This window comes from Photorhabdus heterorhabditis (assembly GCF_018448905.1).
GTDB classification, from domain to species: domain Bacteria; phylum Pseudomonadota; class Gammaproteobacteria; order Enterobacterales; family Enterobacteriaceae; genus Photorhabdus; species Photorhabdus heterorhabditis.
Map to the genome: position 1 here is coordinate 41,244 of NZ_RCWA01000003.1, position 12,396 is coordinate 53,639.

8 protein-coding genes are annotated in these 12,396 nt (G+C 40.6%); 5 read left to right on the plus strand and 3 right to left on the minus strand.

Features of this window, described 5'->3' with window-relative positions; translation table 11 throughout:
• Nucleotides 1–10: 10 nt before the first annotated feature.
• On the minus strand, nt 11–1,516 hold the full coding sequence (locus EAE89_RS02540; RefSeq protein ID WP_214085324.1) for an acyl-CoA carboxylase subunit beta: 1,506 nt from the start codon (nt 1,514–1,516) through the stop codon (nt 11–13).
• 236 nt (nt 1,517–1,752) lie between these two features.
• Nucleotides 1,753–2,214 carry a MarR family winged helix-turn-helix transcriptional regulator gene (locus EAE89_RS02545; RefSeq protein ID WP_054475531.1) on the minus strand — a complete coding sequence of 154 codons (462 nt, stop codon included), beginning with the start codon at nt 2,212–2,214 and terminating at the stop codon, nt 1,753–1,755.
• Between the two features lie 551 nt (nt 2,215–2,765).
• Between EAE89_RS02545 and EAE89_RS02550 the strand changes: the two genes are divergently transcribed.
• From EAE89_RS02550 to EAE89_RS02570, 5 genes are all read left to right on the plus strand, one after another.
• Nucleotides 2,766–3,347: a nucleoside deaminase gene (locus EAE89_RS02550; protein ID WP_083451849.1), complete on the plus strand. Its 582-nt coding sequence runs from the start codon at nt 2,766–2,768 to the stop codon at nt 3,345–3,347.
• Between the two features lie 283 nt (nt 3,348–3,630).
• Nucleotides 3,631–4,509 (plus strand): PhzF family phenazine biosynthesis protein, encoded by an 879-nt coding sequence (locus tag EAE89_RS02555; RefSeq protein ID WP_054475528.1) that lies wholly within the window; start codon nt 3,631–3,633, stop codon nt 4,507–4,509.
• A 602-nt stretch (nt 4,510–5,111) separates the two neighbouring features.
• The gene (locus EAE89_RS02560; RefSeq protein WP_054475526.1) at nt 5,112–5,696 is read left to right on the plus strand and encodes a phosphopantetheine-binding protein; all 585 of its coding nucleotides are present in this window, start codon (nt 5,112–5,114) and stop codon (nt 5,694–5,696) included.
• 1,225 nt (nt 5,697–6,921) lie between these two features.
• Nucleotides 6,922–7,470, plus strand: coding sequence for a GNAT family N-acetyltransferase (locus EAE89_RS02565; protein WP_083451848.1), 549 nt, complete (start codon nt 6,922–6,924; stop codon nt 7,468–7,470).
• 78 nt (nt 7,471–7,548) lie between these two features.
• Nucleotides 7,549–10,683 (plus strand): AMP-binding protein, encoded by a 3,135-nt coding sequence (locus EAE89_RS02570; RefSeq protein WP_214085325.1) that lies wholly within the window; start codon nt 7,549–7,551, stop codon nt 10,681–10,683.
• A 196-nt stretch (nt 10,684–10,879) separates the two neighbouring features.
• Here EAE89_RS02570 and xylB read toward each other — a convergent pair whose 3' ends face one another.
• Nucleotides 10,880–12,367 carry a xylulokinase gene (xylB, locus tag EAE89_RS02575; protein ID WP_054475522.1) on the minus strand — a complete coding sequence of 496 codons (1,488 nt, stop codon included), beginning with the start codon at nt 12,365–12,367 and terminating at the stop codon, nt 10,880–10,882.
• Nucleotides 12,368–12,396: the final 29 nt, after the last annotated feature.

The following is a 12,396-nucleotide window of genomic DNA, read 5'->3' on the forward strand; positions in this document are numbered from 1 at the left end:
TTTAATTCCTTTATAGTTGTATGTTCGAATGCCGTCTGGCTGGATGACCACTTATTTTGTCTCTTAATATTCTGAAACTTGAAATAAGCCGGTTACGCAGATGAGAAGCGGGGATCAGTCCTTCAATGTAGGTTTTTTTTGCAGAATATGCAGCGCTAGCGTGGGCTTGACGATATTCTGTAATCAAAAGTTCTCGCTGTTTTTCTGGTTCTTGAGCAGCCGCAACAATTTTACGAAATATGATATTGACCGCGCCTTCTGGCCCCATGACAGAAATTTCGGCATCAGGCAGGGCATAAATGAAATCCGTGGCTCCCCGATTGGCTAGTGTTGGATATGCTCCTCCATATGCTTTACGCAATATCACGGCAATCTTAGGGATCGACGCTTCACAATAGGCGTGCATAAGCTTAGAGCCAGCGCCTATTATGTTACCTTGTTCCTGCTGTTTTCCCGGTAAGTAGCCCGGTACATCAACTAATGTCAGTAAGGGGATGCCAAACGCATCACATAAACGGACAAAACGAGCGGCCTTTTCAGAAGCATCAATATCTAAACAGCCCGCTAACCAATTAGGTTGATTAGCGACAATGCCGATGACATGTCCACCCAAGCGAGCCAGACCGGTAATGATATTGCGAGCATACAATTGCTGTATTTCAAGGAAAGTTTCTTTATCGACTATTTCTGCAATGACTTCCTTGACGTCGAAAGGAAGAGATTTGTCATGAGGTACAATTTCCTCAATGTTGGGTGTTTCTCGCTGCCTCGCTGTAGAATCTGAGATAACGATAGGCGTTTCGGCATTATTCTGGGGAAGATAGGATAATAGATGTCGTGTTAAAGATATTGCCTCCAACGCTGAATCGACCAGAAAGTGAGCCAGCCCGGTCTGACTTGCATGCATTAACCCACCGCCTATATCTTCTTTACTGACATTTTCTCCGGTCGCTTGTTTAATGACCGCTGGACCGGTTAAAAATAAAGTAGATTGTTTATCAATCATTATTATGAAGTCAGTGAGTGCTGGTGTGTAAGCCGCTCCGCCTATACAGTCGCCGAGTATTAATGATATTTGAGGGACAACGCCGGAAGCTTGTACTGTTTTACAAAATACGTAACTGAATTGAGAGTTGGCATCAACGCCTTCATGTATGCGTAAGCCAGATGATTGATTCAGCGCTATGATCGGCATACCAGTACGTAAAGCTAACTCTATGACTTTGCATATCTTTACGGCATGAATTCGGCTGGAACTGCCTCCCATAAACTGATTGTCATGACCATAAACAACCACTGGACGGCCATTGATGAATCCATATCCGGTAGATATCCCGTCTCCGGGTATTTTCTTTTGATCTGCGTTAAAGAGAATACAGTCATGTTCTGCAAGCGCATCCAATTCTGAAAAGCTACCTGGATCAAGCAGATTTTCGATCAGATTATAATTTGGGTTTGCGGGGGATACTTCTTTTTGTTGATTGATGATACCGGTAGTGTCAGATAATTCGGACATGTAGTGACTCCGCTCGCATAACGAAACAAGATAACAAAATGGACCTTATCTGATTATGATAATAGATCTCATGCGAACTAATCGCAAGCTGTGTTATTGAGGATTTCGTTGATATAAATTTGCGCGCTGAATTTAGGTGTACGATGGACGCTCTCGTGGGTTAAATGAATTTTTTTCTCCATTTTGCTGCATAGGGTACTTACTCGAGGCGTCCATCTCGTCAGATCCGTACTCGTTTATTCACTGGTTTCACTAGCCGTACTGGCTGCATTGATAATCTTGTCAAAAACGCGATCAACAATGGCCAGATTTTCGTTAGGTTCACCATCAAGTAATCGAGCTCGGATATTTCTTACGACAATTTCGGCTTGCTCGGCTAAATTACGTCCTTCATCAGTGAGGTAAAGCGCCTTAGCGCGACGATCGGTAGGATCGTCTTGCCTGATCAGTAACCCGGCTCCTTCTAGCTGATCGAGTAGCCTGACTAATGATTGTCCTTCAAGCCCCATATGGTCGGCTAAGGTGCGTTGGCGCAGACCCTCTCCAAGTTTATTAATCAGCCAGAGCGGAGTTGTTGTCGCTTCGGATAAATTTAGTTTGCTCAGTTCCTCATCAGATACCTTACGCCACATCCTTGCGGCGCGTTGCAAACGTAGACAGAATGTATCGTCAGCCAAGGTTAGTAAACTTGTGTACATCTTATTGCCTTTTTGTTTGAGTGCTTATGCTCTGATGAGATCAGCTAGCATGGGATAAATCTGCTAGTTATATAATATCGGAGTAAGCAGGAGCTTGTGAATCTGTGGCAAGTTATGCTCAAAGAATAGATACTAACGAGCAATAAGCATGCTTCTAACTTCAAAGTTATACCAAATATACCAAAGTGAGGGAAAAATAACACCACTTGTCCGAATTCCGGGATTGAACGTTACCAAAATCCAAAATCGTGCTCCTGTGTGTCGCGGGCAAATACCGACCGGGCTTGATTTATATAATATCTGAAAAAAAGGGTGTGACGGTTATGATATTAATAAAAGCAAGAATAAACATCACATTAGTTACTTAATAATTTTCTTTTTTATGTAATTTACTCGTCAATATTAATGATTTATATATCAGATAAAAAATTAACATAAAACTATGTTGTTGTTTTTTAAATGATGGAATAATCGGAAAATATTACTCAAACTGTAATTTATCCTATTGAAATAGAAAATCGATAAAATGATAACCAAGAAAAGGATTAATCATGAATAAAACCAGAAGAAAATTATTGGCAATGCCTGACATTATGAGTGCCAATATATCTTTTGTTACACAAACGGGTGAAAATAAAACACAGTTTACAAATAATATATTATCAGAACAGGAGATTGCCAAACATGAAAAATATATGCGAGAAGCAATAGAAGAAGCTAAAAAGAGCGCTAAATATCCTTTTGGTGCGGTAATCGTTAACAGGAACAGCGGGGAAATATTAAGTCGTGGTGTGAATTCATGGGTAAAGAATCCCATTTTGCATGGAGAAATTCAGGCAATAAATCACTATGTTACTTTATATGGCAACCAAGGATGGAATAATGTTGCACTGTATACCACAGCAGAGCCTTGTTCAATGTGCATGAGCGCCTTGGTCTGGACGGGTATTCGGGAAGTGATCTGGGCGACGTCTATCAGTGGCCTTCGTAATATGGGTATACGCCAAATTGATATTTCTGCGCAGGAGATTGCGGAAAGAGCATCATCATTTTACAGCCCGATCTCTTTGGTCGGAGGGATCTTGGCAAATGAGACAGATAAATTGTTTTCTGAGCTCAGAAAGAAAAACTGAATCATAGTACTTCGTATCAGTAGCGAAATAATAAATTGTTATTTCGCTATCTTTATTGTCGAATAAACCTAAATTTTTATACCCTTCATCTTTCAAGCTGCTGCTTTGTTGGCTGCGTTCACTTGCCGCCGCCCTGCAACTTGAAATCTATTGGGTATAGTTCTGTATTTATCTGGAAACTCAGAGTAGCATGAAACCATATAAATATGAGACTGACTACTGTGTTATTCTTTTTGGGGTCAGGGTTTAAGTTAATTTAGAAAAACAAAAAACAGGAAACTCTATGTCTAGTGTACCTTTTAAACAAGTTGACGTTTTTACTTCAAAACGATTTAAAGGAAATCCCGTTGCGGTTGTTATGAATGCTTCTGAGCTTTCGACGGAGCAAATGCAAAGTATCGCCCGTTGGACCAATCTTTCCGAAACCACTTTTGTCCTTCCAACAATAGATTCGGCGGCTGATTATCGGGTTCGTATATTTACACCAGGAAGTGAGTTACCTTTTGCGGGTCATCCCACTATTGGTACCGCACATGCATTGCTTGAAGCTGGCGTTATCTCAGTAACAGATGGGCGTTTAATTCAGGAATGCGACGCAGGCTTGATCACCCTAAATGTTAGTGAAATGGAAAATGGTGAACGGTCAATCTCATTTGAGTTACCAGATCCGAAAATCACGTTACTTAGCAGAGAACAAATCAGTCGCCTTGAAGATATTCTTAGTTGTTCGATCAATGATGAATTAACGCCAGCATTAGTTGATGTTGGTGCCAGATGGATAGTTGCCTGTACTCCTGATGCAGAAACAGTGCTCGCTGCACAGCCCGATTTCAGCCGCTTAAAAGCTCACGACATTGAAATGAATTGCACCGGAATTTGTATCTATGGTTCGTACCCGGAAGGCATGGAGGCGCACATTGAAGTTCGCTCTTTTGCCCCTGCTTGTGGTGTAAATGAAGATCCGGTTTGTGGTAGTGGAAATGGCAGCGTTGCGGCGTTTATGCGTCACCATCATGTTATGCCACCAGAAGGTGTGGCCGTGATCTCTTCACAGGGTGCAAAACTGGGTCGTGAAGGGTTGTTATCGCTCGTTCAGCGTGGAGGCAAGATTTTTGTAGGCGGAAGTGCCGTTACCTGTATTGACGGCACAATTGCATTCTGAAACAAATATGAGCGAATAAGACCAGTTCTAATTTAAGCATGTTTAATGTAATACAGAATTATGAATATTTTCAAAAAGCTAGATTATTCTAGCTTTTCATGTTTGTTATAACTAAAGGTTTGATTTATTTAAGTTATACCCAATAGATTTCAAGATACATCGCGACGACCAGGGAGCGAATTCCCGGGAGCCCCGGGAGCATAGCTAACTCTGTGACCGGGGTGAGTGAGTGCCGCCAACTTGAAAGATAACAGGTATATTGTCTAAGGATGAAATAATGGCAGTTAACAACTCGGCTCGTGAAAGCAGTGATCAGGATATCCTATCAAGCAAATGCAATGTGGATGATTTTAAAGGCTGCCGGTATCGCCAGAACGAGCCAAGTTTATGCTGCGTGATACGAAGGCTCGTGTAGTTCTAACATTGGGCGCGCCGGGAGAGCTTTATCTTGGTGGTATTGGATTGGCTCTCGTGAGGAATTAAGTACTCAACGATTTGTCGCAAACCCTTTTGCCGATGAACATGACAAAGAAAAAGGGTATACACGACTCTATAAAACGGGTGATCTGGTTCGCTGGCGAGGTGACGGTGAGCTGGAATATTTGGGAAGAAATGACTGCCAGCTAAAAATCCGCGGATTTCGGATCGAACCGGGAGAGATAGAGAATACGCTGATGGACCTAGACGACGTACAGCAGGCAGTGGTAATTGCCCATGGAAATGGAGCGAGTAGCCACTTAATTGCGTATATCGTACCGACACCGGGAAAAGGGCAATCAGAATCGAGCCTGCGTGATGCGTTGGTGAAGGTTTTGCCGGAGTACATGGTTCCGAATATGTTTATTACGCTGGAAAAGTTACCGTTGACGATAAACGGCAAATTGGACCGCAAAGGCTTGCCGGCGCAGGGAGAAGTCAGAAATGGTGACTACGAGGCACCCGTGAAAGAGATAGAGCGTAAGCTGTGTCAAATCTGGCAAGCAGTATTGGGTGTAGAGCGGGTAGGCATCAATGATAATTTCTTTCACATCGGTGGTAACTCTTTATCCGTTGTCCGGTTGGTTGCAAAGATGAATGCTCAAATGCCGGATCAAATGAAAGTAAGGATTAGGGATGTTTTCAGACATAAAACCATCGCCATGCTGCTAAAGTCGCTGGAAAAGACATTTGAAGTAACAATGGCGTAAATCATCAATAATATAGAGGGAAAGCAAGGTACGAAAACACCGCTTTCCCTAAATTGTCTAAAAAGCCTTTGCTCATTATGATAGAACTGGCGGGGGCTTATTGAAGGCACTTAAAAATCGTTTTATTAAATAAGCTTATTATGTTCAAATTATCAGTAATAGTGATGAAATAAATAAACAGGAGTTTAGGTTTTAAAGTTATTCGTTATTCTAATAAATCAAATCAATAATATGCTTCTACATAAATACCACCTGGTTTAATAAATTGACAACTGCATATATCAGCAGTAGCATATAAAGGCAGTTTGTGGTGGTAGGAGCGCCCCATGTAAAAAACAGAAATTTCCAAACAGAATTAACTGCCAGAAAAAAAACTGAATTTTGGGGTTTTTCTGATCTAAGCAAAAGTGATCAGAATTAAATTAAGAAAATAAAAAGATTTAGGGAAAAGAATATTTCATTGTTAGGTCTATGAATAATACGATAATGTTTTTTCATTGATTGGTGATCTACTTTAACGGAAATATTAACAGAGCATTTAACTCAAATAATTTAATTTTTACTTGTTAAACTTATACACATTCGATTGATGAAATACCTGTTTGAATCATTATCATCAAATTAGGCAGCATTTAATGCTGATAAATATGTACAGAAAGCCACAGTTGTTTAAATAAAGATCATTCATTTATTCCCATGTGATATATTAAATATTTTTAAGATCGAAAAAATTATATTGGCTATGCGCCATAATGAACGGCATATTTTATCCATATGTTAATTTATGGGAAATTTATTATTAATATTAATTCTTAGTGTGACTAATATCACAAAAAAAGAAGAAAACAGAGGAAAAATATCAAGCAAAATTTTATCTTGCATCACAATTTCAGTATGAAGCTAATTATTGCTAACTACTTAGTTTCATAAAGTAATTTCATTATGAAATTGTTATTTATAGAAACTTTCAGGTGTTAATGGGTTAGAATCAGCTCTTGGCATCTCTGGATTTATTGGATTCGGTTGCACACCATCTGGTGTCGTTGCTCTTGATATCAAAATGATGCAGATCATTCGCGGTCAGTTTAGTCATGTGAAAGCACGGATAGACAGAAAAACTCGGACAATGATTTTTGCGTCAGCACATCTCTATAGCGAGAGGGGCGGTTTATGTGCGACTGCAAGCGGTATCATTGCTAAAGGATGATGAAAGGGAGAGCTGATTATGCTGAAAAATGAAAGAATTATGCTGGTTGAACCTACAATCGACCTTGCTGACACAATGTATTCCGCAATTAAAGAAAATAGAGAGCACCTTTCTCGTTATATGCCTTGGGTAAAAGCCATCACGGATGAAGAAAGTTTTATCGAGAATATGAAGGAAGCGGTGGAAAATTTTAATAAATGTGAAAGTGAATTGCGATTTTCCATTATTCGGTTAGCTGATAATCGATTTCTTGGCGCACTGGGGCTTATTGTCCGTGATAAATCAATCCCATTCTTCGAAATGGGATATTGGCTATGTCGTGATGCTGTAGGCTTGGGCTATGTCAGTGACGGTGTGAAACTCTTAGAAAGATATGCTTTCGAAAATCTTAAAGCCAAAAGAATCGAAATTCGTATGGCAGCTTGTAATATGGAAAGTCGGAAGGTCGCAGAAAGAAATAATTATCAACTAGAAGGCATTCTAAAATGCGAACGAAGGCTACCATCTGGAGAAATAGACGATACTGCAATATATAGTAAATGTATGTATCAGTCCGCATTAACATAAAAAAACAAAATCAAGAAAATAAAACCCTCTGTATTGAGGGTGGCACAACTCATTCTTAAACAAACTATGTGAATGCTTATGTACGATACAACGCGTTATCCAGTTAATAGCTACCAACAAAATTTTCATTTGGCCTCTCAATTAGATGAGACCCACACGAAGTACTTAATTCCGGTCAAGGTGTCGATACAATGTGTGTATGATATAAGCAAGATATTAAGCGCACTAAATCAGTGGATAGCACGGCATCCAAATATTTTTTCTAAATTGTCGTTTGATCAAGGCATGACATTTTTTACTGCCGAAAACGCGACAATAGAACAATATAAATTTAATCAGGAAGAGAAAAGAGAGCTGGCGTTACTGAAATATCTCCAACAGCCTATTAAGGTCGATGACGATCCTTTATTTCGGATTGTGCTATTTTATCTGGAAAACGCTGGCATTGAACTTGCACTGCTTTTTCATCATATTCTCATTGACCAGCAAGGGCTTGAAGAATTGATGACAGATCTCGACCTTATTTTTCAAGGGCACGACAAATCACCTGCTGTCAGGTTAAACTCATCACCTAACAAAGAAATTGAGCACTCACTTTTTGACTTTTGGTATCAGTCAATACATTCATATGAAGCAATTAGATTCAAAGCACCTGAATCTAAAGATGCACCTTCGTCAGACTGGCGCTACGATTTAATATTCACTCAGGAACTGTCAGATAAAATAACCCAATTCTGCAAGGAAGAGGGCGCTACTCCGGCAATTTTTCTCAACAGCTGCCTTGCGATTGTTATTTCATCACTACAACATTCAGATAAAGTTCTCCTGGGAACAGTGACCAATGCCCGTCAGGAAGAAGATGAAGGTATAGGATGTTTTGCTAATACGACATTCCTTCCGCTCGATCTGTCGAAAGCGACAAGATTCACTGATGTTATAGAAATAGTGTTAGAAAAGACTATCGATATTCTTGAATATGGACATTATCCGTTTCAGGCATTGCGCAAAGGTATGCTGGAAAAAGGCTGGGGAGGAGAAAATCCATTTCACATTTTTACCAGCTTTGCCGAGAAGTCGGAAAATAAATTAACCACACTTGCATGGGAAGTGATATTTGCTGGTGGATCTAAATTTCCGCTGAATGTGCTGTTCTCAAAAGGGCATGAATGTTTTTCTGCATGTATAACATACGACACCACTATTTTTAACCAAGATTATGTGGCTGCTGTATGCCAAATGATTATTGAAGTGGCGCAGAAAGCCGTTCATACCAACAACCATTTGGATATTACCAATCGAGAACTTTATAGAAAGTTTGCACCGTTAACGACAGGAGCATTTCAGCCAGACGGTACATTACTGGGGCGATTTAGACAACATGTGACAGCCTGCGGAGATAGGCCGTTCTATGTAGACCATGAGCAAATATTAACCTGGAGTGAGATTGATACCATTTCAAACCGTGTCGCCTCATCATTACTACGTTTAGGTGTTAAAGCTGGAGATAGAGTAGTTTTTGAGGCGTCAAGGGATTACCGATTCATCTGCCTGGTATTAGGTATCTGGAAAATCAGGGGGAGCTTTGTTTGCATAGACGAACAGGCCATTTTAAGCAGAAAGACCCGTGTCTTTACTGAGGCGAAAGCGGCCCTCCTGCTTACTCTAACCGAACACCATGAATTGCATGAGAAAAGCTACTGCATAGAAGAGATATTGCAACATAACGGTGAAGCACAAATCCTCACCAGTTATGACGTCGCCTCAGTCAGCGATGAAGCCTATATGGTGTTTACTTCTGGAACTACGGGAACGTCAAAAGGTATCTCTATATCGCATGGTAATGTTATTCATTATGCCAAGAGTATCGCGATTGAACTGGAGCGACTGGCATTGACAGAAGCCGAATCGCCTCTCGCTTTTGCAGTCGCATCTACACTGTCAGCCGATTTGGGTTATACCTCTATCTTTGCTTCTCTCTACATGGGGGGAAGCCTGAGTATTGCGCCTTATCACATCAGCCTCGATCCTTTGTTATTCTCGCAATTCATCCGAGAGAACCAGATTGATGTTCTAAAAATCACGCCATCCCATGTATGGGGCCTTTCACAGGGAGAGGGAATCGCCTCAACATTCCCCTTAAAATGTCTCATTTTGGGAGGAGAGAAACTTTCGGGCCAGCAACTTGATGCTGTTCAACAAAGCGGTATCAAAGTACTTAACCATTATGGGCCATCAGAAACAACGGTAGGCGCAGTACTCCACCATCCCAAATCCGCCGATGTCAGATTACCCAGCGTCCCTATTGGCAAGCCTTTGGGCCTTAATCAGGTTTTGATAGTCGATCACAATAAAAGATTGCTGCCGGATGGAGTCATGGGTGAATTGACTATTTCTGGCCCCGGTGTCTCCAGAGGGTATCAGGGGTCCCACGAAAACACGGCGGGTTTTGAGCAAAATCCATTGACGGGGCAGACATACCATACGGGGGATCTTGCTTACTACAACAACGATGGCGATCTGGTTTTTGCATGTCGGAAAGATAAGCAAATAAAAATCTTAGGACATCGAGTTGAATTAAATGAGATTGAACATGCGGTGGCTATGCACATCAATCCCGCAGAGTTTCGGGTGAGATTTATCGCTGGGCGTATCACACTTTTTTGTACAAGTTTGACGTTTGACCGTTGGCAGAAACTGTCGGTACTCCTAAGAGATACCTTGACAGACTATATGATCCCAACTGAGTTCGTGAAACTTGAGCGCCTGCCGACAACCCTGAATGGAAAAATTGATGAAGAGGCGTTAAAGCAGTTTGCACACAATGTCTTTACACATAATGCTTTTACACAAATAAAACAACACCAATTTTCTCTGTCACAGATTGATCAACGGATTCTGAATATATGGGAGAAACACATTGGGCTGGCTAAGTCACTGGAAGATTCTATTTATGCATCAGGGGCGAGTTCCATATCTGCGGTAAGGCTGATTGCTGAAATTAATGAGCAATTTGGTTTGAACCTGAAAGTATCAGACTTTCTTAAGCAGCCAAGAATTGTTTTTTTTCAGGATATTCAATTAGGGAAGCCGACTCAGTCAGAAGAAGTGGAAGAAAATCAACATGGAGAGAGAAGCTATTCATTAAGTTCACTGCAACAGACGATGTGGAATATCAACCAGCTTGATGAAACAGACACCTCTTATCTGAACTAATACAGTTTAGTTAGGGTTCTTGGTTACTCTCCAGAATATCGCCCAATGATTACACCAGTATTTGATTCGATTTATACCCTTCATCTTTCAAGCGGCTGCTTTGTTGGCTGCGTTGCAATTTGAAATCTATTGGGTATATATACATTTTCATTACCCAAGTCGATTCACTGAGCTCAATAAGTGAGCGGCAATGATGTCAGAATGTCGTACCATTATGTCGTTCCGGGAGATAAATCGATTTCAATGCCTGATAAATTTTACTAAATGACTGTCTTCTTTCTTGATAAATTTCATAATGTTTCTCATTGGGCCGCACTACGTGTTCTAAAGGTAATTCCGGTAGTAGTTCCTTTAACGATAAAAATGGATTGAGAGCAATTTGTGCCAAACGAGCTGCACCTAATGCTGGCCCGACATCACCTCCTAACCTAAATTCTAAAACTTGCCCGGTCACATCCGCTAACATTTGCCGCCAATATGGACTACGAGCACCACCACCAATCAAGGTAATTTTCTCTGGTGTCACTCCTGCCTTAACTTTGTGAAGGGCATCTATACCATCAGCCAGACCAAAACTAATTCCCTCTAATACCGCTCGACAAAAATCGATTCTTTTATGTTGATGAGTTAATCCCCAAAATAGACCTTTAGCATTTGAATCATTATGTGGTGTCCTTTCGCCTGATAAATAGGGGAGAAAAATAGGAGAAGCGATATTAATATCTGTCTGAGATTCAATGGTGTCTAGCATAATCGATACTGAAGAATGATGCGTTATTTCTGCAACCCAATCCAGACAATTTGCCGCATTCAACATAACAGACATTAAATGCCATGAATTAGGTAGAATATGGCAAAAACTATGTACTGCATTTTGTGAAGAATAAAACCCATTATTCACAACAAAATAAACCCCGGAACTACCAAGAGACAGCATTGCTTGCCCAGATCGGTATAATCCGACACCTAAAGCGCCGGCAGCATTATCTCCTCCGCCGGCAATAACCGGTACAATTGGCATTCCCCAACGTTTAGCCACGTCAGGTAATAACGTACCCGTTATTTCATTGCCCTCAAATAAATAGGGCATGTGAGAACGATTTAATCCAGTTGCATCAAGTAACTTATCACTCCAGTCTCTTTTGGCAACATCAAGCCACATTGTACCTGAGGCGTCAGACATATCTGTTGCAAAATTACCGCACATTTTAAACCGCAAAAAATCTTTCGGTAATAAAACCTTATCAATTTCCGTATAAATTTCTGGTTTATGTTTGGCTATCCATTTTATTTTAGGTGCCGTAAAACCAGGCATCATTATATTACCTGTAATCTCTTGTGCATCAGGAACAAGATGCATAATTTCTTCACATTCTTTTGTACAACGCCTGTCGTTCCAGAGAATCGCTGGATGCAAAACGTGATAATTTTTATTTAGTAAAACAGCGCCATGCATTTGCCCGGTTAAGCCAATGGCTTTCACTGATTGAAGGGAGTTTCTTTGAGATAATTTTTGAATAACTATCTCAGTTTTATGCCACCATTCTGAAGGTTCTTGTTCCGAATAAAGTGGATGTGGATGAGAAATTGATAACTGCTCACTCGCGATATCAATGATTTTTCCTTCTTCATTCAATCGTACCGCTTTTATACTTGATGTTCCTAAATCAATACCAATGTACATAGTCCACCTTTCATTCCCATTATCTGTCG

Excerpts from the sequence above, each read along its gene's own strand:
- EAE89_RS02555 (WP_054475528.1), top strand. The coding sequence starts at position 3,631 with ATGTCTAGTGTACCTTTTAAACAAGTTGACGTTTTTACTTCAAAACGA.
- EAE89_RS02545 (WP_054475531.1), bottom strand. The coding sequence starts at position 2,214 with ATGTACACAAGTTTACTAACCTTGGCTGACGATACATTCTGTCTACGT.
- EAE89_RS02550 (WP_083451849.1), top strand. The coding sequence starts at position 2,766 with ATGAATAAAACCAGAAGAAAATTATTGGCAATGCCTGACATTATGAGT.
- EAE89_RS02565 (WP_083451848.1), top strand. The coding sequence starts at position 6,922 with ATGCTGAAAAATGAAAGAATTATGCTGGTTGAACCTACAATCGACCTT.
- EAE89_RS02540 (WP_214085324.1), bottom strand. The coding sequence starts at position 1,516 with ATGTCCGAATTATCTGACACTACCGGTATCATCAATCAACAAAAAGAA.
- EAE89_RS02570 (WP_214085325.1), top strand. The coding sequence starts at position 7,549 with ATGTACGATACAACGCGTTATCCAGTTAATAGCTACCAACAAAATTTT.
- xylB (WP_054475522.1), bottom strand. The coding sequence starts at position 12,367 with ATGTACATTGGTATTGATTTAGGAACATCAAGTATAAAAGCGGTACGA.